The 24,250-nt window shown below is 55.0% G+C and carries 20 protein-coding genes; 7 read left to right on the forward strand and 13 right to left on the reverse strand.

All coding sequences use genetic code 11. The features are described 5' to 3' along the window. The 3 genes from WMW72_RS00005 to WMW72_RS00015 form a co-directional block, all read right to left on the reverse strand. On the reverse strand, positions 1-2,036 hold a 2,036-nt coding region (locus WMW72_RS00005), incomplete at its 3' end, for an AAA family ATPase (protein WP_341413349.1). After that, positions 2,033-3,307: a metallophosphoesterase family protein gene (locus WMW72_RS00010; protein ID WP_341413350.1), complete on the reverse strand. Its 1,275-nt coding sequence runs from the start codon at positions 3,305-3,307 to the stop codon at positions 2,033-2,035. The genes WMW72_RS00005 and WMW72_RS00010, both read right to left, overlap by 4 nt. Before the next feature lie 171 nt (positions 3,308-3,478). Next, a complete protein-coding gene (locus WMW72_RS00015) occupies positions 3,479-4,609 on the reverse strand; it encodes a glycosyltransferase family 4 protein (RefSeq protein WP_341413351.1) in 1,131 nt (376 codons plus the stop codon). A 193-nt stretch (positions 4,610-4,802) separates the two neighbouring features. Here WMW72_RS00015 and WMW72_RS00020 point away from each other — a divergent pair, with 193 nt between their 5' ends. After that, a complete protein-coding gene (locus WMW72_RS00020) occupies positions 4,803-5,948 on the forward strand; it encodes a GGDEF domain-containing protein (protein ID WP_341414076.1) in 1,146 nt (381 codons plus the stop codon). 251 nt (positions 5,949-6,199) lie between these two features. Beyond that, positions 6,200-6,868 carry a glycoside hydrolase family 73 protein gene (locus WMW72_RS00025; RefSeq protein WP_341413352.1) on the forward strand — a complete coding sequence of 223 codons (669 nt, stop codon included), beginning with the start codon at positions 6,200-6,202 and terminating at the stop codon, positions 6,866-6,868. Positions 6,869-6,952: 84 nt separating this feature from the next. On the opposite strand, the gene WMW72_RS00030 is transcribed toward WMW72_RS00025, so the two are convergent. The 3 genes from WMW72_RS00030 to WMW72_RS00040 all read right to left on the reverse strand — a co-directional run bounded on the left by WMW72_RS00030 (position 6,953) and on the right by WMW72_RS00040 (position 10,616). Continuing rightward, a complete protein-coding gene (locus WMW72_RS00030; protein ID WP_341413353.1) occupies positions 6,953-8,350 on the reverse strand; it encodes an MATE family efflux transporter in 1,398 nt (465 codons plus the stop codon). Positions 8,351-8,446: 96 nt separating this feature from the next. Then, positions 8,447-8,659: a helix-turn-helix domain-containing protein gene (locus tag WMW72_RS00035; protein ID WP_341413354.1), complete on the reverse strand. Its 213-nt coding sequence runs from the start codon at positions 8,657-8,659 to the stop codon at positions 8,447-8,449. Between the two features lie 718 nt (positions 8,660-9,377). Beyond that, entirely contained in the window at positions 9,378-10,616 is a 1,239-nt protein-coding gene (locus tag WMW72_RS00040) for a sensor histidine kinase (protein ID WP_341413355.1), read from the reverse strand. 1,139 nt (positions 10,617-11,755) lie between these two features. Between WMW72_RS00040 and WMW72_RS00045 the strand changes: the two genes are divergently transcribed. Beyond that, positions 11,756-11,947: a hypothetical protein gene (locus WMW72_RS00045; protein WP_341413356.1), complete on the forward strand. Its 192-nt coding sequence runs from the start codon at positions 11,756-11,758 to the stop codon at positions 11,945-11,947. 132 nt (positions 11,948-12,079) lie between these two features. Here WMW72_RS00045 and WMW72_RS00050 read toward each other — a convergent pair whose 3' ends face one another. From WMW72_RS00050 to WMW72_RS00070, 5 genes are all read right to left on the reverse strand, one after another. Beyond that, positions 12,080-12,409 (reverse strand): hypothetical protein, encoded by a 330-nt coding sequence (locus WMW72_RS00050; protein ID WP_341413357.1) that lies wholly within the window; start codon positions 12,407-12,409, stop codon positions 12,080-12,082. Between the two features lie 13 nt (positions 12,410-12,422). Continuing rightward, positions 12,423-13,121, reverse strand: coding sequence for a pirin family protein (locus WMW72_RS00055; RefSeq protein ID WP_341413358.1), 699 nt, complete (start codon positions 13,119-13,121; stop codon positions 12,423-12,425). A gap of 88 nt (positions 13,122-13,209) precedes the next feature. Beyond that, positions 13,210-13,971: a LutC/YkgG family protein gene (locus WMW72_RS00060; protein WP_341413359.1), complete on the reverse strand. Its 762-nt coding sequence runs from the start codon at positions 13,969-13,971 to the stop codon at positions 13,210-13,212. Further along, positions 13,964-15,484, reverse strand: coding sequence for a LutB/LldF family L-lactate oxidation iron-sulfur protein (locus WMW72_RS00065; RefSeq protein ID WP_341413360.1), 1,521 nt, complete (start codon positions 15,482-15,484; stop codon positions 13,964-13,966). Before WMW72_RS00065 ends, WMW72_RS00060 begins: the two co-directional genes overlap by 8 nt. Continuing rightward, positions 15,481-16,209 (reverse strand): (Fe-S)-binding protein, encoded by a 729-nt coding sequence (locus WMW72_RS00070; protein WP_341414077.1) that lies wholly within the window; start codon positions 16,207-16,209, stop codon positions 15,481-15,483. Before WMW72_RS00070 ends, WMW72_RS00065 begins: the two co-directional genes overlap by 4 nt. A gap of 235 nt (positions 16,210-16,444) precedes the next feature. Here WMW72_RS00070 and WMW72_RS00075 point away from each other — a divergent pair, with 235 nt between their 5' ends. After that, positions 16,445-18,202, forward strand: coding sequence for a methyl-accepting chemotaxis protein (locus WMW72_RS00075; protein WP_341413361.1), 1,758 nt, complete (start codon positions 16,445-16,447; stop codon positions 18,200-18,202). A gap of 165 nt (positions 18,203-18,367) precedes the next feature. On the opposite strand, the gene WMW72_RS00080 is transcribed toward WMW72_RS00075, so the two are convergent. Then, entirely contained in the window at positions 18,368-19,579 is a 1,212-nt protein-coding gene (locus WMW72_RS00080) for an MFS transporter (RefSeq protein WP_341413362.1), read from the reverse strand. 177 nt (positions 19,580-19,756) lie between these two features. On the opposite strand from WMW72_RS00080, the gene WMW72_RS00085 reads away from it, so the two are divergent. Together WMW72_RS00085 and WMW72_RS00090 are read left to right on the forward strand one after the other, a co-directional pair. Further along, the gene (locus tag WMW72_RS00085) at positions 19,757-20,359 is read left to right on the forward strand and encodes a TetR/AcrR family transcriptional regulator (protein ID WP_341413363.1); all 603 of its coding nucleotides are present in this window, start codon (positions 19,757-19,759) and stop codon (positions 20,357-20,359) included. A gap of 222 nt (positions 20,360-20,581) precedes the next feature. After that, positions 20,582-21,364, forward strand: coding sequence for a helix-turn-helix domain-containing protein (locus tag WMW72_RS00090; protein WP_341413364.1), 783 nt, complete (start codon positions 20,582-20,584; stop codon positions 21,362-21,364). A 110-nt stretch (positions 21,365-21,474) separates the two neighbouring features. On the opposite strand, the gene WMW72_RS00095 is transcribed toward WMW72_RS00090, so the two are convergent. Next, positions 21,475-22,638, reverse strand: coding sequence for an MFS transporter (locus tag WMW72_RS00095; protein ID WP_341413365.1), 1,164 nt, complete (start codon positions 22,636-22,638; stop codon positions 21,475-21,477). A gap of 146 nt (positions 22,639-22,784) precedes the next feature. Here WMW72_RS00095 and WMW72_RS00100 point away from each other — a divergent pair, with 146 nt between their 5' ends. Then, complete coding sequence (locus WMW72_RS00100; RefSeq protein ID WP_341413366.1) at positions 22,785-24,200, forward strand: RsmB/NOP family class I SAM-dependent RNA methyltransferase; 1,416 nt, start codon at positions 22,785-22,787, stop codon at positions 24,198-24,200. The last annotated feature ends 50 nt before the right edge of the window (positions 24,201-24,250 follow it).

Below are 24,250 nucleotides of genomic sequence, written 5' to 3' on the forward strand. Positions count from 1 at the left end.
GGCTCGATGTCCTCGTGCTGGCGCGGCGGTGCGCTCGCTCCGGCAGCCGCTGCACGGACCGTCCTGCTGCCGTCAGGCGCAGCCGTAGCCTTGCGGCCCGAGGCCGTGCTGCGCGGGCGAAGCCCGGCTGCGCCGTAGGCTTCAGGCTCTGACGCTGGCGGGGCAGCCCATCGAGCGGCAGGCGGTTCCCCGCCGTCCGCAGCTTCCTCACGGGCAGCCGCGGACTCTGCTGGCCCGTATGCCCAGCCCAGCCTCTCCAGCGCGCTCAGCTCGGCGCTAAGCCGGGCTTCCAGCTCCGCGGCATGGGCTTGGAGCGGACCTAGGCTAGCGGCGACATCCATCTGCCCGCCATCGCCAGGCTGACGCATACGGCCTCCACGGCCTGCAGCGCTTCTCTGAGCCTGCCCTCGCTTGCGAAGTCTTCCCAGCGCTCTCACCAGCCCCAGAGCGCCCAGCAGTACGAAGGCTACAGCAGCTGCAACCGGCTCCTTCATCAGGAACAGCACACCGGGTATGACCACGGCAGCGGCGAGCAAGCCCACCAGCACGGCACGGCCATCACTGGCCGTCTCCTGTGCCGTCTGACCGGCTTGTCCCGTCCCTGTTCCTGCACCCGCAATACGCTCCAGGTCATGCAGACGCTGTCCGGCATACCGGAGCTCCCGCTGTGCCTCCCGCCACTCGGCGAGAAGCCTCCTGGCAGCCGTGAGCCGCTCTAGCGCGGCTTCGATCCGGCCCGGTTCTCCAGGACTCGGATCGTCTGTGCCTTCAAGTGCCGCTTCCCGGGAGATACGCAGATGCTCAGTATCCAGCAGCGCCTGCTCCTGCTTCCAGCTCCGCCAATCCTCACGGAATTCAGCCGCCTGCTCCTTCAACAGCACCGTGGACGGAAGCCGGTCCAGCGTAGCCGTCGTCCACTCCGGGCTAATACGCCGCAGCAGACGCTCCAGCTCCGCATCCTGCTGATCCGCCTCGCCGAGGGCTTCCGCCCGCTGCCGGAGGGTCTCTTCGTAACCGGCCAGCCGTTCTAGCAATGCCGCCGTCTCCGGCTGATCGCTCAACAGACGCTCACGGTCCTCACGGTCCGCCTCCAGACCAGCCAGCGCCGTCTCCTGCTCCTGCCGCTGCAGGACGAGCCGGTCCTGCTCGGCTGCAATCCTCTCCCGGTCCGACTCCAGCGCTTCTTCACGGGCCAGCGCATCCTCCGGCACCTGCTCCAGCCCGTCCGGCAGCCCCTCCAGCTCATCGCCTGCCGCGGCGTACCTGACCGCGTGCGGCCCGGCCTGCCGCAGACGCTCCAGCTCTCCGCTCCGGCGCTGCAGCTCGCCCAGCTCTTCCTCCAGCTCTCCGCAGCGCTCCGAGGCCTGCCGCTCCTCCTGCAGGAGCGCTTCATATTTCCCCGACTGGCGGCGGCTTGCCCGCAGACGCTCTTCGGCATCAGCAAGACGCTGCAGCGCCAGATTGACCAGCGGCGTACGTCCGCGGGGACGATACAGCTGCTCCATCTCCTGCGTCAGCTTGCGCTGTGCCGTGCGGATCGCCGAACCGCTGATGCCGAGTCCGGCACTGTAGAGAAACCCGCTGACCTCTTCATTTTGCAGCGTACCGAGCTCCTGCAGCTCCGACAAGCCGAAAGCGAATACATGCTGGAACACATCCGGCGTCATCCCGCCGACCAGCTCGCTCAGCTCCCGCTCTCCCCCCATCGTCCCGTCAGGAAAGCGAACCTTGACATATCCCGAGGCTGCCGCCCTGCCCTTCCGTTCGGCGGAACGGTCCCAGCGCTCCACCCGGATACGATCGCCTTCACCGGTAACCAGCGTCAGCGTTCCGCCTTGGATGACCGCCGGGTCGGGCGCATAGCGTCCGGCGCCGCTTCTCGTCTGGAAGCCGAATAGCACGGCGCGGATAAATTCCAGCACCGAGCTTTTTCCCGCTTCATTCGGACCATACAACAGCGTAACGGGTCCATCCAATCGGAGCGAGGTATCCCGCAATGGACCGAAGGCGCCGATGTCTATACGCTCTATTCTCATTCGTTTCGCCTCGCTTCTATACCCGGCAGGAGCAGATCAATGGCCAGCTCTTCCGCTTCCCGGAGCCATGCCAGCCGCTCTTCTTCCGTGATTTCTGCCAGCAAAGAGGCGAGCAACGGGTTCATTTCCAGCTGTGCGAATGACTCCGCTCCGATATCCTCGAGCATCTCTGCCGATGCTCCCGCCTCGCCGGACAGTCTCAGCAGCTCTCCGAGGAATCCCGATTGCTCTGCAAGCGCTACAGGATCTACCGGGGCTCCGGTCCGGTCTGCGAGACTTTCCAGCCAGCTCCCGTCTGAAGCTTCTCTCAGCATCGACGCAAGCTCGGGCAAAAAACCCGACCGGCGCAGCCGCCCGTGCAGCGGTCCTCTTCCCACGAGCGTCAGACGAAGCAGAACAGGCCTGCCCTGAGCCCCTGCCTTGGCGGCTTCCATTGCGTCCTCCAGTGCATCCTTGACCTGCTGCTCGGTTTCCAGCTCATCGATCGGCACCTCGGCCGTCTCCCAACGCCGCACATCGAGCGGGTGAAAGTCGAGCTCCGCCTCTCCCTGCTCCGACACGGATACGACGAAACAGCCTCTCGCTCCCGTCTCCCGGATATGCCGTCCCTGTATATTACCCGGGTATACCACCCACGGACGCTCGTGGAGCACCCTCCGCGTATGAATATGCCCGAGCGCCCAATAGTCCACACCCCGGCCCAGCAGATCACTGAGCCGGCAGGGGGCGTAATTGCCATGCTCCCCATCGCCGTCCACATTCGTATGCAGCAGCCCGATATGGAACAACCCGTCACCTTGTCCGCTGAAGCCCGGGGTGAGGTTGTCCGTCACTGCTGCCCGATCGAATGAAATCCCCGACACCCGGGCAAGGAGCATGCCATCCGTGGCCTGGATGACGACACTCTCTACCTTACCGCAGCCAAACACATGAGCCTCGGGAGGATAACTCAGCTTAGCCGCATAGCCCTCCAGCATCGGATCATGATTGCCGTGAACGATGTATGAGCGGATGCCATGCTTCGCCAGTGTCCGGAGCGCCTGCTGGAATCGGAGCTGGGCCCGGAGCGACCGCTCCTTGGCATCGTAGATATCCCCTGCGAACAGCACGAAATCAGCCTGCTCGGCCTGGGCCAGCTCGACCAGTCTGTCCAGCGCCGCAAACGTCGACTCCCGAAGCTCCTCTCGAAGCGTCTCCGGAAGTCCGCTCAGTCCCTTGAATGGACTGTCCAAATGCAGATCAGCCGCATGAATAAAACGAAATGCCCGCATCCCTCTTTCTCCCTTCCTTCTTCCCTCTTTATGTACATAGCCGTTTTGGACAAAAAACCTGACCGTCGGCCAGGTTTTAAGGGGATTGGCTGCCTATTGGCAGCGGCTTTCACTTGATACGATCGCGGCTCCGTGACTTGCTTGCGGGGCATCTTGCACCCGGCTCATCCGTTAGACTTCCTTGCGATACGAACGATACACATTGCGGAGCTGCTGCACCACACGCGTCATCGAATAGGACTTCAAAGCTTTCTCCAGCGCGATGCGTGATAGCTGATACCGGTACATCGGATCACCGATCACCTTCTCCAGCGCTCCCGCCAGCGCCGTGACATCGTCTACCGGCACGAGAAGGCCATTGGTGCCATGCTCAATCTGCTCCGTGATACCGCCCACCTGCGTACCGACGACGGCCAATCCGCACAGCGCCGCTTCGGCATATACCGAGCCGAACGACTCGGCACGAGACGGGAGCACGAACACGTCGAAGAACGGCATGAAGTCCTCAGGATGCAAAATATATCCGTAGAATATGGTTTCCTCGTAAATGTCGAGCTGGACCGCCAGCTCCTCCAGCTCGGTGCGGATCGGCCCGTCTCCGATCAGATGGAGCACGAATTTATGCCCCCTGCGCTTCAGCTCCGCACAGGCTTGCAGCAGCGTATCCAGTCCTTTGGCCGGAACAAGCCGGCAGACGGAGATAAGCTGTGGAACCTGATTTTCATGGTGAACGGGACGGAACCGCTTCTCGTCGAAGCCGTTCGGGATAACCCCGATCCGCTCCGGCTCCTGCACGTAATCCGCCAGATACCGCTTGAACGAGTTGGATACGGTGATGAGCTGGTCGGACCGCTCCTCAAGTTCCCGGTACACCGAAGTAAGAAATTGATGCTCAGGACCATTCTCCTCAATTTTTCCATTCAGGATCAGTTCCTTCTCATAGCTCGAATGCACCGTCATGATGAGCGGGGTATCCGGGAAAACCCGCCTCATGACGAGCGCCGCAATCGGATGATGGGCATGAATCAGGTCAAAGGAACGCTGGATCCGCAGCTTCGTCCACCACGTGTAATCTTTAAGCGTCTGGATGTACTTGTCAACCACCGGATGGCCTGCATACACCGCCCAGTCGAAGGTTTCAAACTCTATTTCTTCGTTGCCTTTATTGCGTATGCGCTTGGGCAGTGAGAACAGCTCCATCTCCCACCCGCGTTTATTGAAGCGGTCCAGCATGAAGGGGACCATGGAAGACACCCCGCCTGGCTGTTCCGGCGGAAAAAATAAAGCCTGAAGCACTCGCATGATCGAACAAACCTCCGGTCATTCCAAAGTTGCATGACGCTGCGCCATGATGGTGCCAATCTTGAATGCTTCCTCACCTTCTCTCTACCATCCTATCAGGTATGAAAACACAGAACAAGACTTCCTAGTCGAATATAGGTTTGCTATAATGAGAACCAGCTTAAGGCTAAGGACGGAGGCCCGCAACCGAGTGATGGATCGTGATTCGTTTTCGCAGAGCTTATTCGGACCGCCAGGGACGCTTTGGATTCATTCCATGCTGACGGTCATCATCGTCATGACGATGCTTTTATCGATCCGCCTGCTGCTTTCGCGGCGGAAGATCGGTTATTTTTCCATGGTTGTGGCGCTAGGCATCACGCTTGCCCAGTATATGCAGCTGATCGGGCGCGCTTGGGCTCCCGAGGCCGGAGATGTGCAAACCTTCATCGAGCTGACCCTGAAGGTACTGGCCTTCGTGATGATCAACATCGGGATCTTCCAGCTCTATAATCCGACGCGCAAGCGGGATAGCGCGGTCATGATCTTATTTTTCCTGCTCACAGCGGCAGCCTGCTCCACGTACTGGCTGGCTCCCTACTGGCTGGAGAGCAGCGGGGTACAGACGAAGCTGCTGCGTCCGCTTGGTCTGGAGCTGTACTTGTTCTTATTGCTCTTTGTGAGTTTCTTGCTCATCAATCCGAGGATCGGACAGAATGGCAAATATCAAGCCATGCTGACCGTTTACTTCATCACACACACGCTGCACATGGCAAATCTCTACATTTTCGACAACCGACAGCCTTTTCTGAATCTGCTCGAGCAGATCGTGCCATTCGTCTTCCATATCATATTGTTCCTGTTCATCTTCGAACGCATTATCGAGATTATGCAGGCCATCTACACCTCTTCCATTACAGACGGTTTGACCAAGCTGTACAATCGCAAGTATTTCCATGGCCGTCTCACCCAGGCGATCCAGCAGCGGCTGCCCGTATCGGTCATCTTCAGCGATATCGATAACTTTAAGAAGCTTAACGACACCAAGGGTCATCACATGGGCGATCAGGTGCTGAAGCAAGTGGCTCAGATTGTGAAGGAAGAGACCGAGGATACGGGGATCTGCGGTCGGTACGGCGGAGAAGAGATGGTCGTGATGATCATCGATGCTTCTACCGCACCGGATGAGCTGGCCGAGCGTATCCGTGCGAGGGTGGAGTCCGAGACTATCGTCACCGTCAGCATGGGCCATAGCAAGCTGAAGAAGGGCATCGGCCCCGACGAGCTGGTCAAGCAAGCCGATGAAGCGATGTACAAAGCCAAAACAACAGGCAAAAATAAAGTCGTCGGCTGGAGCTGATCCGCAAGCGGTTCCAATGCGGGACGCTTGTTCTCTATAGCGATGGAAACTCTAGCTCTAGGTGAGAGCTCTTTCCCGCCCCGCTCCCGTACGTGCTTCAACTAGCCTTTTGGATAGCTATCATATCGCAGCCGCTGAACGCGGAAGCGTTAAATTTGGGAAACACCTTCCCCCTGCTCGCAGCATAAGCTACTAGCAGCAACCGGACTTGCCTCTGGACAACCCGGCTGCTGTGTGAAGGGGGGAATTTGATGGCAGCTCCGCAATCCTTTATCGACTCCATTTCGGACGAGGCTATGGCAGATCAGCTGGCAACCGGTGTACTCGCATCCATCACCATCGCACAGGCTGCGCTGGAGAGCGGGTACGGCCAGTATGTCAAGGGGAATAATCTGTTCGGGATCAAGGGACATGGAAGCTCCACAGATGCGCTTCACCCGACCTCCGAGTACGTCAATGGCAGATGGGTGCAGGTTGTGGCAGGCTTCCGTGTCTACGATAGCTGGTCGGACAGCATCTACGACCACAGCCGCTTTCTGCTCGATAATCCCCGGTATGCGCTAGCCGGTTTTTTCGATGCTGCTCGGCAGCTCGACTACGCAGGGGCTGCGCGCGCTCTGCAAAAGGCCGGGTATGCGACAGACCCGCAGTACGCCAATAAGCTGATCAGCCTGATCGAGAGGTACAAGCTGTTTGAATATGACCGGCAGGCTGCCGAGGAAGGAGGCTTGATACCGATGCGTCTGCAGCATGACTGGCAGTGGAAGCAGTTAGGGGATGCGCTCGAGGGCCTGTATCAGAAAGGGCTGCTGACCGACCGCCAATGGGCGGAGCGCGCATATAGTCAGAACCTGACCGTATCCGAGGTCGCATGGTTAAACACCGTCATCCTCGCCCGCCAGCAAGGCATCCAGGCTTAAGAAGGACAGACCCGATACCTCTATGACAAACAAACCATATCTGGCCGCACGCGGCTTGAGATATGGTTTGTTTTATGGCCGCTATCAGGCCGTTACCGTTTGTGAACCTTCGGCTGTTGCTGCTGGCTTGACGAGCGCCTTGCGCTCCCAAGCACGGCTCCGCCAGCGCAACATCATGATGAGCCCGCGCAGCCACTCGTCCGTCGCGAAGGCTATCCAGATCCCAAGCAAACCCATCCCCATATGAATGCCTAGCCAATAAGCCAGCGGCACACAGATCCCCCACATCGACAGCACACCCATCAGGACAGGAAAGCGGGCATCGCCGGCCGCACGCAGGGAATTGATCACGACCAGGTTAAAGGTCCGTCCAGGCTCCAGCAGAACGGATAGCAGCAGAATGCTGGTCCCCATGGCGATAATCTCCGGATTCTGGGTGAACAATCCCATCAGACTTTCACGGAACAAAGCCGCTATACAGACAATCGAAAAGGTCAACGTCAAGCTGATCTGCACACTTCGGATCAGTCGCCTGTATGCCGTCTTCAATTCTCCGGCTCCGATCATATGTCCGATTACGATCTCCGTCCCCATCCCGATTGCCGCAGAAAGCGCCATGAAGTAGGCGCTGATATTGTATACATACACATGAGCGCTGAGTGCGGCCGGTCCGATCATCGTGATGAATACCATCACCATCATGTGCTGAGATTGCCAGGACAGATGCTCTCCGGCCGACGGCAGCCCAATCCCGAGAATTTGCCGGACATGAAGCTTGTCGAACGTTACGTAATCCCGGAGACGGATACGTACCGGCAATGTCTTGTACAGCAGTACGACCAGTACGATGAGTCCAAGGAAGCGGCTGATCACAGCCGATACCGCTGCGCCTGTAACGCCCCATTCCGGAAATCCCAGATGACCGAAGATCAGCAAATAATTGCCCACCACGTGCACAATATTCACGCCGAGCGTCACGAACATTACGCCCCGGGTCTGCCCATTGGCCCGGATAACGGAGGACAGCGCATACGACAGCGCCTCAATCCATATAAATCCGCCGATCAGCTTCAGATAACGGTCCGCAGAATCAATCATGGACGGCTCTATATGCATCATCGTCAATAGCGGCCGGCTCAGCAGCACCAGCGCAAGGCTGACCAAGAGCCCGAAAATCAGATTCATCGTTATCGCGATAGCCGCTATCCGGGTAGCGGTCTCCCGCCTCCCTGCCCCCAGATACTGGGTAACGGCAACACTTGTTCCAATACCTACAAACCCAAACATCATAATACAAAATACGATCATTTCATTGGCAAATCCAATGGCTCCAGCCACCTGATCGGATATGCGGCTAAGCATGAATACATCGGCCGTGCCCAGCATCATCCGCAGCAGCGAGTCAACAAAAATCGGCCAGGTGACGGCAAATAGGCTCAGTTTCTTCCATGCAGGCGTGCGTTCTGTAAGTAAATCGTTCAAGTTAGTTTCTCCTTCTGTCTCTATATCCACCTTCTCCATCCTAACATAGGAGATAGGGAGAACGTAATAGCCAACAGAAGGAAAAACCAATCTCTGCTACTGCAGCTCAAAAAGCTCCTCAAAGGGCTCTCCCAACGCCTCTGCCAGCTTCTTGGCCGTGCCGGGCCCGATCGTTTTCATCGACCTCTCAAGCAGACTGATGTAGGCATAGCTGAGTCCTGTCCGATCCGCCAGCTCGCGCTGCGTGAAGCCCTTCACGATTCGCGCCTTTGTCACCGCATTCGATTTGGCAATAATCCGCACTTCCATCTCCCCCAAGCGTAATCATCTGCAAGCTATATTATATTCCACCTTAATTTACTAATGCAACCAATTAATTTTACTTTTGTTAACGAAAGTCCGAACGGAAATCGTCATTTTTTACATTTTGCGAGGAGTTTCCTAGAAAAGGTCCATATCAAAACTAGGCAGACACCCAATCCAAAGATATACGGATTATAGAACATCGTGTTTGTATATTGATTGAGGTAGCCGAAATGGTAGACCCTCGAGCTGATCTGATCCGGACAGCCTCCCAACTCTTGAAATAGCGTCTCAACCATGTTCAATTGTCCATAAATCAAAAGGATCCCGACGACCAAGCTTCCTGTGAGCACAGCCGACAAGGTCTTCTTATTGAGCTTATTTGCCTTGAGGATGCGGGAAATAAGCAAGAGTGATGAGCCCAAAAAAACTATATATACCGGAATTGCAACTATCACAACCGATACACCAATGTTCCCGTTCCCCGAGATTTTTTCGGGTGAAACCGTAAAGAGATCCACTAGAATTATTAGAATAAGACTCGATATCAAAGTAACGGAAGCTATCATTTTTACAGCTATTTCTACTCACTCCTTTTTATCAAGCAAGTTGATGACGAAAAAGAATTTCAAAAGACGGTGCGTAAAAAACACTGCCGTCGAGCAGTGTTTAAGTAACGCAGTGGCTGCAGCTTAAGCAGCTCTAAGGTCGTTATCATATTTACCTAAACAGGAAGCGTAACCCGATATTTTACACCGTGGCCCTTGGCCGCCTCCATCTCCCATATTCCATTCAGATAATGAACCCGGCCCTTCAATTGCTCCATGCCGATCTGGGAGCGGGTAATATCCAGGGGTACCGTATCCTGGAGATCAAATCCGATACCGTCATCCTCGTAGATGAGACAGAAAACGCGATCCTCTAGCATCATTTTAATCGTGACCCGCGAAGCTTGCGAATGCTTCTTGGCATTGTTCATCCATTCCTGGACAATGCGGAAAATATGCTTCTTCGTACTGATGTCCTCCCGTTCGATGACGAATGCATCATCCACAATAAACTCAATTTCAAACGGGCAATGGTAAGACTCTTCATCCAGCCATTTGCGCACCGTGGCAATCAGTCCAACCTCACCGAGCATGAACGGGTTCAGCTCAAAGCAGCTTTGCCGCAGATTGGAGTTGATCAGCTCCACGAAATTGATAATATTGTTCACGTGTGTTTGCTCATCAGGGTTCAGTGTAACCTTTTTCAACAGGGCTGCAAATCTTCTCTTGAGAAAAAATAAATCCTGCATCGTCGTATCATGCAGATCACTGGCGATGCGAATCCTCTCCGACTCCTGCAGCTCGAACATGAGCTTGCGGAACCATTGAATATCCTGGGCCTCCTGCTCGTTCGGTAGCTGAGACGCCAGATGCTGGAGCCGTAGCGTAAGCTTGCGGATCAGATGCAGATTCTCTAGGCTGACCGCCAGATAGGTCGTAATCAGATGCAGCCACTGCATCTCTTCCTTGACCAGCATCATATTCGTTTTCTTACGGGTTAGGATCAAATAACTGACATAATCCTCATGGCGGCTGATCTCCAGCGACGTGTATGACGGATGATTGATCATGTCGGATGATTGAACCAACTGTCGGATCTCCTCGTCATCGACAGCTCCCTCGCTTACAATCTCAATGGAATCCGAGTATTTAAATACAATCGCTCCACCGGTTACCTCCAGCGTGTCCACAATATCCTTGAGCAACACGTCTTTGAGCTCAGTCAGGCTGGAGATAGTTCCCATCCGCTTCGCCATGTTCTTCAGTGCAGAGTGCAAGGCATATTTCCGAGGAAATACAATTCGTTCCATCCGGGTCATCAAATATTCGGCGGAGTACAATACAAAAGCAACAAGCGCAACCGAGGCCCCGAAAATAAATAGAAGATGCCTCACATCGAGGTCATCAAGAAACATCACGGCATACAACCCGGTAAATAGGCTACACGGTACGAAGGCAACCGCTATGGAAAATAAAAATCGACGAAAGACATTACCGATATCGTACAATTGATCGGAAATGATCAGGTAAGCAAAAGAAATCGGAAAAAACAGGATGAATAAACTAGTGTAGCCCGAGTTGACGATTTGACTTCCCTCCAGAAGTTTGGGCACAACCGAAAAGCTAATGAAGGGGAGAAATGAGACTGCCAAACAGATCCAAACACTTTTGATAATTGTTGAGGCGTAGGATTTCTCAAGTCGGTATTTATGAAAAAGATAAATGAGTAAGGTAAGATTAATCATGCACCCAAGAAAGAAAAAGGAAAGGGTCAGCAGATTATGCGTCAAATATGCAAAATAGGCCATGGAAGGAACAAAGTAGAAAACTCTGACTACCGTTCCTCCCGCTACGATAGCGTACATATATTTGATCATTCGAAATGGAAGATCAATACTCCCTTTTTCCTTGAAAAAAACAAATAAAAAATGCAAGAAAATGACTTGCAATACCGTCATCAAGTTGGCTATCAAAAACTTGCTAAGGGCATCTCCCCTTACCGAAGCCCCTTGGCTGAACCAAATCAACCCGCAAGCCAGAAAAACAATGGATAAAATTCTAGCTGACTGGGAATGCCTCATTTTCAAATATAGCAGTAAAGACATAAACAGACTTAACGTCCCTCCAAAAAACGTACCCGTTTCATAAATCAAAAGATTGCCTGTCTGAAGGTCGACCTCCCTCAATTGCCCTTCTCTAGAGATAAGGATGTGATTGGCTTGCTCTATAGACCTCCACTTATTAATCATGGCAGATTCGGCAGGATCTCGGCCGTCTACTTGCAAAACCTGATCCCCAACTTTTAAATCGAGTTTAGAACTAGCTCCTTCCTGGTCAATCTCATTAATGGTCCATTCTTTTTGTGTGCTAAGTTCTACATATATGCCTAAGTATGGATACTTGAAGGTAATGCTTATGCACCAAAGCAAACAAGCAGAGAGGAGTAGTATTAAAATTCCAACATACGATTTTTTTATCATAATCCAATACCTCTTTACGACAAATTTTGCTATAATTCTCATGTACACACTATATTGGAAAGCGGTGAAGCTACATGAACATCATTCAATTATCTCCTCGACTCATCCATGCCGTGAAAGAAAACAGCAACTCCACTGGCACGCTACGTAATGGCATTGCTCAAGATAATAGTTCTTCACTATCTGAGCCGGAATTGAGTGCTATGAGCAAAGTATTTCTGCAAGCCGATAAGAAGTCAGAAAAGAAGCCTCTTGCTGCTTGGTAAAAATTTCATTAGTAATATTTTAGCAAATAGAAGAAGAATTGTATATTTTGTTTTTAAATCCTTCTTATTCTATTTTCAAACACAACAAACAGGCTCTCCATAAGGAGAGCCTGCATTAATCTTTCAGTATTTCTAGCCTATACTAAACTCATCCGGCACATACACAATCCGAGAATCTGCGTAAATCCTCAGCTTGCCCTGTCCTGCGTCATACTCCACTGGACCGTCCTTGACATAGTACCAGGTCTTCACAGTCGGACGATCCGGGTACTCCTGGAAGATAAACACATTCAGCTCAGACTTCCATTCGAGGATTTCTTCCACTTTATCGCTCAGAGGGATCTGAATGACGAACCTCCAGCCCTCTTCTTCCTGCGCCACTTCGTAGGCTAGCGGCTGTTTGCCCGTATCGATAAATGTTCGTCCGCCGACAGCATGCTTGACCAGCAAGGTTTCCTTCATCGTCATAACCTCCTTAGGGCAGATCGATCAGCATGAGGAAGCTGTCTTCCTCCGCTTCGATCTTAAGCTCATGCTGACCGCTGATACGCGCTGTGTCGCCGGCCGTAAGTCTCGAGCCAGACAGCGCAAAATTTCCCTCGATGGCATATACGTAGATATGACGCCCCTCCTGCTGACGGAAATCCACGGCTTGCCCCGCCCCCACACGGCTCAGGTAGACCGTCATATCCTGATGGATACCAGCGACTCCTTCCTTCCGATCCCGTGCAACGACTGGCAGCAGGCTGTTCTTCAGCCCGGACTGGGGATAGCTGCAAGTCTCGAAGGAAGGCGTAAGCCCGCGCTCCGCCGGCATAAACCAAAGCTGGAGCAGCCGGAGCTCCTCCGTCTCCGAAGCATTGTACTCGGCATGGATGAGGCCGCTGCCGGCCGACATGCGCTGCACCTGACCCGCAGAGACAACCTCCGTATTGCCCAAGTTATCCTCGTGCCGGACTGCCCCGTTCAGCACGATGGTGACAATCTCCATGTCGCTATGCGGGTGTGGACCGAAGCCCCTCCCGCCGACCAGCACGTCGTCGTTGCATACGCGCATGACGCTGAAGCCCGTATTCTCCGGGTCATAGTACTCGCCGAACGAGAAGCTGGGATGGCTCTGCAGCCACCCCAGATCAACGGAAGGACGGTCATCCGATGGAATGATATGAATCATGAAGCGCCTCCTATACAGGCTTTTCAGCCAAGACTAGATTTGCCTCCATTATACCCCAGCCGTTCTTGGGCTCACAACGTGAGCCTAATTAGCCCACGATCAGCGCGTATACCACGCCGGGACCGTGAACCCCAATCGTCAGGTCATTCTCAATATCCGCGGAGCGGCTTGGCCCCGAGATGAAGTGAATACCCGCTGGCAAGGAGCCCTGACCCGCCTTATCAAAATTCACCAGAACCTCACCAAGCCTGGTCTTCAGCCGTTCTACCGGGATAATCACGAACAGCACGGTAGGCAGCAGGCTCACGGACCGGCCCTTGTCCTTGGACGAGAGCACCGTCACCGACCCGGTGTAAGCAGCCGCATAATCAGCCAGCACGATACCCAGATCCGACTCCGCTGCACGCGCCCTCCAGTCCTCGTGCTCCTCCGTATTCCAGACGCGAACACTCGCCTGCTCCAGCTTCGCCTCAAGACCCAGCTCTGCAAGCTCCGGCTCGTTCTGCCGGATCACATACCTCGCGCTCAGCTCACGAGCTTTCTCTGCGATGAACCCGCTCACCTCCTGCATGTCAGTGAACCGTCCGGTATGCCCCCCGACACTGTGGAAATTTTCAGTAAACCGCGCGATCCGCTCCTCCAGCGGCCATTCGAATGCTGCCCAGAAATCCGGCGCTCCCCGGAAGGGATGTGACGGCTTCTCCATGACGCGAGGCCGGTTCAGCTTGAATGCGATGCCGTCCATGAACCGCTTTTGCTTGGCCCGCGACTCAAGCTCCATTTGCTCCAGCCACTCCTGATGCGTCTGCTTATCTGTGTCCGGTTGGACGCCCTTCCTTGCCTCAGCCATGCCCATGACCTCCCTTTCCCTTGCCCCGCTGCGCCACGATCGCTTCCATTCGGCTCTGAATCGCCGGGTCCATCTGCTTCAGGCCTCCGCGAATTTCCTGCTCCAGCGTCCCCCACTGCTCGCGGAAGGTCTGCTTGGGCAGCATCGGCGTGACGCGGTAGCTGTTCCAACCCTTGAGCGGCCCCAGCTTCACGCGGATGCCGCCATCGCGAGCTACCAGCTTCTGACCCAGCTTGCCAAGCTTCAGTACCGCGCCCATCCGGCCCGACTGCCCGGTGATAGCCGCGAAGCCCTTCATCCCGATCGTCTCCATCTTGTTGTCGTACCCAGCCTCGACCTTGCGCCGGCGCAGCGAGACAAGCATTTCATGCAGCGGAATCTTGACCGGACAGGCCTCATAGCAGGCACCGCATAGACTGGAAGCGTTCGCGATATCATCCCATTCGGCAACGTTCTTCTGCAAAGCCGGCGTGAGTACCGCTCCGATCGGGCCGCTATACGTGCCTCCGTAAGAGTGACCGCCGATATGGCGGTACACCGGACATGCGTTCAAGCAAGCCCCACAGCGGATGCAGTTGAGCAGCTCCTGGAACTCGGGATCGCCGAGCTGAAGGGAACGGCCGTTATCCACGATGATGATATGCATTTCCTCTGGTCCATCGGCGTCCTCCGAACGCTGAGGACCGGTAATACCGGACATGTAGACGGTCAGCTTCTGACCGGTCGCCGACCGGGGCAGCAGCGATGCCATCACTTCCAGATCGGCCCAGGACGGGATGATGCGCTCCATCCCCATAAGCGTAATCTGCGTCTTGGGCACCGTCGAGACCATACGTCCGTTGCCTTCATTTTCGAAGAGCACCATGGAGCCTGTCTCCGCGATCGCGAAGTTGCAGCCCGTCATCCCGATATCCGCTTCCAGGAACTTCTCACGCAGCTTCTTGCGGACAAAGCCTGCGAGTACCGTAGTCTCCGGGGCCAGCGTCTCTCCGGCTTCCTTGGACAGCAGGTCCGCGATCTGGTAGCGGTTCTTGTGTATGGCCGGAATAATAATATGGGACGGCGTCTCCCCGGCGAGCTGGATGATATATTCGCCCAGATCCGTTTCCACGGCTTCCACGCCAATCCCTTCCAGCGCATGGTTAAGGTGCAGCTCCTCCGATACCATCGACTTGGACTTGACCACCGACTTCGCTGATTTTCGCTCAGCGATAGCCAGGGAAATCTTAACCGCCTCCGCAGCCGTATCCGCAAAGTGCACATGAACCCCGTTCGCTCTAGCATTGTCCACGAACAGGTTCAGGTAATAATCCAGATGCGCGATCGTGTGCAGACGAATCTGTCGCCCGCGCTCCCGCCATTCCTCCCAATTGCCATGCTCGGCCGAAGCCTTCAGCTTGCCGCTGCGCAGACGCTCTGTCGTAAATTTGACCGCCTTGCGCAGAAATTCGTCGTTCAGGGCCAGCTCCGCCCGCTTCTTGACCGTGGCTCCTGCCGGATGCGCTGTGCTCATGCCTGCTTCACTCCTTCATATAACAGCTCGGCCAGATGCATCACCCGCACCGGCTCCCCTCTATAACGCAGATTACCCGCGATATTCATCAGACAAGCCATATCCAGACCGACCAGCACCTCGGCCTGGGTCTCCTTGATATGGTCAACCTTCTCCGTCACCATCGCTCCGGATATATCCGCCATCTTCACAGCAAACGTCCCGCCGAAGCCGCAGCAGTCGTCCGCGTAGGGAAGCGGGACGAATTGCAGGCCCCGTACCTGCTGGAGCAGCTCCAGCGGCTCGTCCTTCACACCGAGCAGCCGGCTGCCGTGACAGGACGGATGATAGGTGACCGTATGCCGGAATTCGGCTCCGAGATCGGTCACGCCCAGCACCTGGACCAGGAATTGGCTGAATTCATAGGTCTTCTCCCGCAGACGCTCCGCCTTCTCCCTCATGAGCGGGTCTTCCTTGAACAGCTCCGCATAGTGATGAATCATATAAGTACAGGAGCCAGAGGGCGCGATGACAAAATCGCTATGTTCAAAGGCCGCCACAATCGTCCGGGCACTCGTTCGGGCCTCGTCCCAATAGCCGCTGTTATAAGCAGGCTGCCCGCAACAGGTCTGAACCTTCGGAAATTCAAGCTCGACACCGTAACGCGCCAGCAGCCGGACCATCGCTTCGCCCACCCGGGGGAAAATCGCATCGCTCAAGCAAGTAATAAACAAGGAGACTTTCATCATGCACCTCTCGTCTTTGTAATCTTGTCAGGTTATCAGATAAGTTGATTACATTTATTATAGCTCGCGTTTTTTTATTTGAACACAACTTTTTTAAATAGGCTGAAAGCGGTTTAGTTCACAGATTTTTCTTATTTTCTGGATGCATTTAGGTAAAATCACAGTATAATTGATCGAAAATACCTATTAAGACTCGTGGTACGAACTGCCCACCGCGTAGAACTGGAGTGAAACCATGAACAACATGAAAGCGCCAACTTTCTGGAAGCTCACGATCCGAAAAAAACTGCTATTGACCTGTCTGGTGCTGCTGCTCGTCCCCATCGCTGTCCTGGGAGCTAGCGTTTATCAGACAGCCGCAGATGAAAATGATCTGCTGATTGAGAAAAATCTGCGCAATTCCGTGCAGATGGCGATAGAATTAACGACCTTCTATGAACAAGCGGCCAAGTCCGGCGCGATGACGGAGCAGCAGGCTCAAGAGCATGTCAAGCAGCTGCTGCTGGGCCCCCTGAAGGATGGCAAGCGTCCGATTAATCCGAACATCGATCTCGGAGAGCGCGGGTATTTTTTTGTAATCGATGACAAAGGAACCCTGCTCGCCCACCCTCAGTCAGAGGGGCAGAATATTATGGATAAGCAGACCCGCGACGGCTTCTTCTATATCAGGGATCTGGTTGCCAAGGGCAAGGATGGAGGCGGCTTTACGCATTACCCGTGGCCTCTGCCGGGTTCGGATAAGGAAGCTATGAAAATTACTTACGCCAAGCTGAGCCCTTCTTGGGGCTGGATCATCAGTGCAGGCTCTTACTATGAAGATTATAACGGTGGACAAAACCACATTCTCAAGACGATTCTGCTCACATTGGCGATCTGCTATGTAGGCGGGGCCGTGATCCTGACGCTATTCTCGATGCATATCTCTCGCCCGATCATCGGACTTGCCCGGCAAGCCAAGCAGTTTGCCACCGGCGACCTGAGCCGCAATGAACTGATCGTCCGCAATAAGGACGAGATCGGCGACCTGTACGCCTCCTTTCAGGTCATGTATACGAATTTGAAGACACTGGCCCAGAGCTTATCGGTCAGCTCGGACTCACTCTCAGCAGCATCACAGCAGTTATCTGCGGCAACGAACGAAACGACCGAAGCCAGTTCCCAGATTGCGGTGGCGATTCAGGACGCTGCAACCACGAACGAGCTTCAGGCGAGCAGCGTACGGGAAAGCTCCAGAGCGATGGAGGAAATGGCCATCGGCATTCAAAGGATCGCAACCACCTCATTGACCGCCTATGAGGCCTCGGTCGAGGCCAGAGAGCAGGCCGAGCAAGGTCATGAGCTGATCAACCGCTCCACCGAGCAAATGAACGCGGTCAGCGCCGTCGTCGGCGAGCTGGTCGGCATCGTTCAGAAGCTGGAGGAGCGCTCCAACCAGATCGGGGATATCGTTCAGGTGATGAGCGAGATCTCCGCGCAAACGAATCTCCTGGCGCTGAACGCCTCCATCGAGGCAGCCCGTGCCGGAGAACAGGGCAAGGGCTTCGCCGTCGTAGCCGGCGAGGTGAAGAAGCTGGCCGAGCGCTCGACCTCCTCGGCGGACCAGGTAGCGGAGCTGATCGACTCGATTCGCTCCGACATCGAAGCTGCTGCCACGACAATGGGTAAGGGTGAGCGCGAGGTGGAGGCCGGTGTTCAGTCCATTCGCCATACGGGAGACGCGTTCACGCATATTCTGGCTGCAGCCCGCAGCATCGTGGAGCAGGCTCAGGAATCATCCGGTGCCGCCGAGCAGATGTCGGCGAGCGCGCAGCAGATCGCTGCTTCCCTGCAAGAGCTGGAGCGGATGTCCGCCCGAGCCAACGAGATGACCCATACCGTGTCAGCCTCAACGGAAGAACAGATTGCAGCGATGGAGGAAATCAGCGCCTCTGCCGAATCCCTGCAGACCATGTCCACCGAGATGCAAGCCTTGGCTCACCGGTTCAAGCTGTAGAACATCTACTGCAATACCGGACTGATCTTCAAAAACCATATTTCATTCGCATCGAACTATGAAAAACGCCAAAAAGCTGCAACCAGTGAGTCTCCAATAGGAAACTACCGGTTGCAGCTTATTTACTAGCGGATACACGGCTCCTGGGGAGCCTTAAGACTCAGATCAAGCAGCCTGACTGCCTGCCTTACTGCGCAGATCCTTGCGCCCCCATCTGGAGGAGATACCAAAGCTCGCTACCAGGATCACCGCGCCCAGCACGTAAGGGATATTAATGTGTACGTCGAACAAAATGCCGGCTACTGCCGGTCCGAAAATATTGCCAAGACTCATATAAGCGTTATTCATGCCCGCTACGAAGCCCTGCTCCTCGCCTGCCATCTTGGAGAGCAGCGTATTGATCGCCGGACGCAGGATGGATGTGAATGTGAAGAACAGCATCGTCACGCCCAGCACGTACCAGAAATTACCGGACAGCAGCATCAGCACCAGACAGGCAGCCGATAAGAGGAAGGTCAGATTGATCATCAGCTTTTCCCCGAACTTGTTCAGCAGCTTGCCGATCAGTACGGCTTGAATAACAGCGCCGATCAGTGCCCCTACGGTGATCAGAATCGAAATATCACGGGCGTTGAAGCCATACTTCTGATCGACAAACAGCGGGAAGATCGCCTCGAAATTCGCAAGCCCGAAAGTGAGAGTAAAAATCAGCACGAGCAGCACCAGATAAGGCGCGCGGAACGATTGGGCAAATTGGCGGAAGATGTTCTCCCGCTTCACCTGACTGGAGCGTGCCTGGCGGCGGTGCGCTTCCGAGAGTGTCTCGGGCAGCACAAACAGCGAGATGAGCATCGCTACGACGCCGACTCCGGCAGAAACGTAGAACGGAGCCCGGATGCCAAGCTCAGCCAGAAATCCGCCGATGCCGGGTCCGATGACGAAGCCGAGCGACATCGCGGCGCCGAGCATTCCCATGCCTTTGCCCCGGTTCTCTTCGTTGGTCACATCCGCCACATAAGCCATCATGGACGGGATCATGGCCGCAGCCCCGATACCCCCGACAAAGCGGGACAGATAGAGCATCCCCAACCCATCCGCTACCGCGAACAGCAGGTTGGATATAGAGAATAAGGCCAGACCGGCGACAATAAGCTTCTTGCGTCCTAATTTGTCCGACCACTCTCCCGCGATCGGTGAGAAGATAAACTGTGTAAGACCAAATGCCGAGACCAGGTAGCCTGCCGTGGCTCCCCCAGCGTTAAAATGCTTCAGGAACTCCGGAAGCACAGGAATAATAAGACCGATACCGAGCATAGCGATGAACATATTGATCATCAGCACGACGAGCGGTCCTCTTTGCATAGTTGATGCAGACATCAATCGGGTTCTCCTCTTCTTTATATAGATAAATTCCACTCCTTCCCGAGTATAATTCACAAATTGACTCAAAGTCAATCTGTAAACTTTTCACATGTTTCCGCTGGCTTGACAGCTGCGCAGAGCGATTCTATCATGTGTACATAGGAAGCGCACCGGAGAAAGGGGTAAACCAATGTGGCCCGAAATGCCGAGAAGGACCAGGAGCTGCGCAAAGAGCGATGTGAACAGATCTTGGGCGCAGCCGTTGAGCTGTTTGTCAAAAAAGGAGTAGCCGCGACCAAAATATCCGATATTGCAGCCAAAGTCGGCATCAGTCACGGCTTGATCTATAATTACTTCCGCTCCAAGGAAGAAATCTATTTGTCGCTGCTCGACATGAATGTGAACAGCTTTCAGTGGCTGCTGGACGAAGCGCTCGCCGAACCGCTCTCTGCCTATGACAAGCTTCTGCTTGTTCTGGAGAAGCTATATGCATGGAAATGGGAGGAGGCCAAGTTTCATTACTTGTTTATGGAACAACTCTTGGTGACCGATTCTGTCTGCGAGGAGCTCCAACAGTCCGTGATGACCAAATCGGTTGAAAATATCGATCGGCTGGCAGCTCTCTTCAAGGAGGCCCAGTCTGATGGTATCTTCATGGACGGCGACCCGCGCGAGCTGGCCTTCTATCTGGTAAGTCTGACACATGCCAAGCTCGTCGCCAAATCTCGCGGACTTCAGTTTGGACAGGATGAATCGCCCGCCCCGATCATACAGTTTTTCCTCAAAAGAACCTAATAAGACCTCCACAAGATTCGATTTCTCCAAGCCCGGCATGCCTATTCTTATAGGCTGCCAGGCTTTTTTTGGCATCCTTCACAGATCGAATGCCTCTTCTACAGCCGCCTGCTCCCTCCCTACCCCTTTGTTCATTGTGCTTCCTTACGTTTACTGTTAATATGAAAATATTAACCAAGATTTACCTCTGGCCCTTAGCCAGGCAGTTTACTCCAATGGACGATGAAGGTGTCAACGATGCATTTTTACGAGCAATTGAAGGGCATGCGCAGAACCAAAGGATTTACGATCCGGGAGCTGGCCGACCGCTCCGGCGTATCCGCCGCTTACATTTCCCAGCTTGAGAACGGCAATCGGGGCGTTCCTTCACCCGATGTGCTGATGAAGCTGTCAGAGGGGCTAAACACCCCGTACACGGAATTGATGAAAATCGCAGGTTATTTGGAAAAGCCCGCGGGAGAGCTGAATGCGTCTTCGAAACCACGCATTAACCTTAGACGTTTCCTGCAGGAAAACGACTTCATCTTCGACCATATTGAGCTGACGGAGCAGGATAAAGAATGGATTGAGCGCGTGCTAACCGCGATGTTCTGGCGGGATAAGCAGCAGCTTCTTCCATTGGATGGGAATAGCGGAGATCCTGAAGATTGGAATCAAGAGGGCGACAAGAAAGTTCTCCTCGAAGCTGATTCGAATGACGGCCATGCAACAGTGGGCGGGAATTCCCAGGGGAGCTCAGCACGTAGGATTAGCAGAACCCCTGGGTATACCGCTGACGGGTCGATGCCGGATCAGGAAGATGCTGGGCAGCCAGCCGCTTCTTCTCGCCGGAAGAGTTCCCGGCCTGCAGATAAGCGCTCCAAGAGGTCCGTATCCGAGCAGGCCAGATCAAATCCAAGCGAGAGCTCCGGCTCCACGTCCAGACGCAAAGGTTCCAACACTGCACAAGCTTCAAGGAACGATGACACAATAGACATATCGCCCGCTGAAGACAGCGAAGCCTAGTATGTTCGGTGAGCCTTCCTGTGCGTGGCTCATGTCGCTCAGCCTCGTCGTTACAGGAAACATGCCGCGCTAATCAGCGCGGCATGTTTCCGTTCAGATGGATTAAGCGATCATGCTTCCTGGGATTTCTCTGTCGCCTTGGAGCGAGTCAGCAGCGCCCCTCCCAGCAGAAAGGCGCCACTGACGTAGAATACGGACAGCAAGCCTGCGCTGCTGCCGACCAGTCCGAAGAACATCGGCGCCAGCAATTGGGACAGGCGGTTCGATGCCAGGCGAAGTCCCAGTACTTCGCCGGTCCGTGTCTTGGGCGATGCGTTGTAGGTGGTGCTCATGGAGAGCGGCTGGCCGCAGCCGAGCCCCAGTCCCATCATGGCGCTAAGCAATCCAAACATATAGGTAGTTCCGGCGAAAGGCACCAATAAAAAGGCCAGTCCCGCCAGCATAATCGATGCCAGCAGCACACGGTCCCGGCCGAACCGGACGGTCATGGTGCCCAGCAGCAGACGTACCACGACCATGGCGAGGCCCTGCACCGCAATGATCCAGCCAATGGCTGAAGCCGAGATACCGAGCCCGGCTGCATACAAGGGAAAATAAGCGACGAAAATATCCCTGGAATACAAGACGAGTGCACTGGAGGCCAGCGCCTTGCGCAGCAGCGGAATCCGCAGCAGCTGGAGCGGGCTGCCCGCATGTTCCTGCACAGCGCCCTCGGACTGCGCATCCTTGACTCGCATCTGAATGACTGGCACCAGGAATGCCAGTGCCACGGGCAGCACTCCTATGAAGACGGACACCAGGAATGCGAACGGATACGAGATATGATCCGCGATATAGCCCCCGATAACCGGACCGGCAAAGCTCCCGATAGCGACAAACATGCTGAAGATACCAAAAACCTGATCACGTGTCTGCTTGGTAGCCGCATGACCGAGCACATTTTGCAACGAGATAGTAATCAGCACATGAGAGATGCCAACCAGCCCCTGCGAGAGATACAACGAGGCTATGGAGGGAAATAAGTACGGCAGAGACAGCCCCAGCGCCGCCCCCAAGGAGCCCAGCAGGATGGGCAGCCTGTCGCCGACCAGATCAGCCAGCTTACCTGCCTGGATGGCAAACGCCAGCGGCAATATAGCGTAGGCTGCTGTGAGCAAGCCGACCTCCAGTGTGCTTGCCCCGAGATCAGAGGCATATAGCGTGATGAGAGGACGCGTAATATTCACCATGGTATGAAAGCAAAGCGCGATGACCAGAATAACCCGAACTGTCATTTTCCTCTCCCGTTCCGAGCCCCAACAACCTCCAAAAATGTTTGACTATTATATCACGCCTCTCTGACTTCTCACAATGCCTGCCTAGCCTGTATAATGGAGGCTGGATTGCATCAACACGAGATCGAAAGGAGCCCTTCGCTTACATGTCCGTTACCTTACCAGAAGCTTATCTCGAACAAATGCGAAACCAGCTGCAGGAAGAAGCCGAGCCGTTTATCCGCTCGTATGCCGAGCCGCGCACGCAAGGTCTTCGCTTTCATACACATACGCATTCCGCTGGCTCTACTGCACGTACTCATCGGCTTATCGAGGAATTCGGCCTGACCCCGATACCTTGGTGCAGCTCCGGGTACTACTATCCGGAAACGGCCCGACCCGGCAAGCATCCCCTGCATGCAGCAGGCGCTTACTACATCCAGGAGCCCTCAGCCATGTCGGCTGTTGAGCTGCTTGCTCCTGAACCCGGAGATGTGGTGCTGGACCTCGCCGCCGCACCGGGCGGCAAGTCCACGCATATCGCCGACAAGCTCCAAGGGCAAGGCCTGCTGATAACGAATGAAATTCATCCGGGCCGGGCTAAAATTCTTGCCGAAAATATCGAACGGATGGGAATCGCTAATGCCGTAGTCGTCAGTGCTACCCCTCAGCAGCTGGCGGACAGATTTCCCCGTTATTTTGACAAATTAATGGTAGATGCCCCATGCTCAGGCGAAGGCATGTTCCGCAAGGATCCCGATGCGATCGGCGAGTGGTCGCCCGCTCATGTAGACATGTGCGCGGCCCGGCAGCTCGATATCCTTCACTCCGCCGTGGCGATGCTCAAAGCCGGCGGCCGGCTCGCCTATTCCACCTGTACCTTTAACGAGCGGGAGAACGAACAGACCGTTGCCGCCCTTCTCACGGAATACCCGGCGCTTAGGCTGATAAGCACGGAACGGATCTGGCCTCACCGGGACCGGGGCGAAGGCCATTTTGTGGCTTTGCTTGAGCTTCAGGAAGGGCCGGATGACGGAAAAGGGGGGCAGGAACATGAACGTCCCTCCAACCGCGTGCGTCATGGAAGCGGGGCTCACCGGGGGAAACGCGGAGCCAAGCCTGAGGAAGACGCGATGCGCTTGTTCGCTAAGCTAGGGGATAGCATCGGCGGCGATAGCTTCGCGGGCGAGCTGCTGGAGGCGCTGGGCAGCGGGGAGCCGCTTCTGTTCGGCGACCAGCTCTATTGGCTGCCGGCGGGAGCCGGGGCCGGTATGAATCCCGAGCTGCTGCGCGGGCTGAAGGTGCTGCGGCCCGGCCTGCATCTGGCCGAGCTGAAGAAGGACCGCGCGGAGCCTTCCCACGCGCTCGCTCTAGCGCTAAACAGACTGCTCAGCGAGCTGCCTCCACACATCGAGCTGACAGCTGAGCAAGCAGAACGGTACTTGCGCGGAGAAGCGCTTCAAACCAGCCAAGCGTCCAACGGCTGGACACTTGCCACTTACGAGAGTCTGCCGCTGGGATGGGGCAAAGTCAGTGACGGACAGCTGAAGAACCATTATCCGAAGGGACTTAGATGGGTTTGATAGCTTCCATATATGCTCGTCATATGCTCGTCATATGCTCGTCGAAAGAG

This window comes from Paenibacillus filicis, from assembly GCF_038070315.1.
GTDB lineage: Bacteria > Bacillota > Bacilli > Paenibacillales > NBRC-103111 > Paenibacillus_G > Paenibacillus_G filicis.

Bases quoted from the DNA above. Each gene is read 5' to 3' on its own strand.
- WMW72_RS00070 (WP_341414077.1), bottom strand. From the start codon at position 16,209: ATGAAAGTCTCCTTGTTTATTACTTGCTTGAGCGATGCGATTTTCCCC.
- WMW72_RS00040 (WP_341413355.1), bottom strand. From the start codon at position 10,616: ATGTTTCTTGATGACCTCGATGTGAGGCATCTTCTATTTATTTTCGGG.
- WMW72_RS00100 (WP_341413366.1), top strand. From the start codon at position 22,785: ATGTCCGTTACCTTACCAGAAGCTTATCTCGAACAAATGCGAAACCAG.
- WMW72_RS00025 (WP_341413352.1), top strand. From the start codon at position 6,200: ATGGCAGCTCCGCAATCCTTTATCGACTCCATTTCGGACGAGGCTATG.
- WMW72_RS00035 (WP_341413354.1), bottom strand. From the start codon at position 8,659: ATGGAAGTGCGGATTATTGCCAAATCGAATGCGGTGACAAAGGCGCGA.
- WMW72_RS00060 (WP_341413359.1), bottom strand. From the start codon at position 13,971: ATGGCTGAGGCAAGGAAGGGCGTCCAACCGGACACAGATAAGCAGACG.
- WMW72_RS00015 (WP_341413351.1), bottom strand. From the start codon at position 4,609: ATGCGAGTGCTTCAGGCTTTATTTTTTCCGCCGGAACAGCCAGGCGGG.
- WMW72_RS00055 (WP_341413358.1), bottom strand. From the start codon at position 13,121: ATGATTCATATCATTCCATCGGATGACCGTCCTTCCGTTGATCTGGGG.
- WMW72_RS00020 (WP_341414076.1), top strand. From the start codon at position 4,803: ATGGATCGTGATTCGTTTTCGCAGAGCTTATTCGGACCGCCAGGGACG.
- WMW72_RS00045 (WP_341413356.1), top strand. From the start codon at position 11,756: ATGAACATCATTCAATTATCTCCTCGACTCATCCATGCCGTGAAAGAA.
- WMW72_RS00065 (WP_341413360.1), bottom strand. From the start codon at position 15,484: ATGAGCACAGCGCATCCGGCAGGAGCCACGGTCAAGAAGCGGGCGGAG.
- WMW72_RS00075 (WP_341413361.1), top strand. From the start codon at position 16,445: ATGAACAACATGAAAGCGCCAACTTTCTGGAAGCTCACGATCCGAAAA.
- WMW72_RS00080 (WP_341413362.1), bottom strand. From the start codon at position 19,579: ATGTCTGCATCAACTATGCAAAGAGGACCGCTCGTCGTGCTGATGATC.
- WMW72_RS00010 (WP_341413350.1), bottom strand. From the start codon at position 3,307: ATGCGGGCATTTCGTTTTATTCATGCGGCTGATCTGCATTTGGACAGT.
- WMW72_RS00090 (WP_341413364.1), top strand. From the start codon at position 20,582: ATGAAGGTGTCAACGATGCATTTTTACGAGCAATTGAAGGGCATGCGC.
- WMW72_RS00050 (WP_341413357.1), bottom strand. From the start codon at position 12,409: ATGAAGGAAACCTTGCTGGTCAAGCATGCTGTCGGCGGACGAACATTT.
- WMW72_RS00095 (WP_341413365.1), bottom strand. From the start codon at position 22,638: ATGACAGTTCGGGTTATTCTGGTCATCGCGCTTTGCTTTCATACCATG.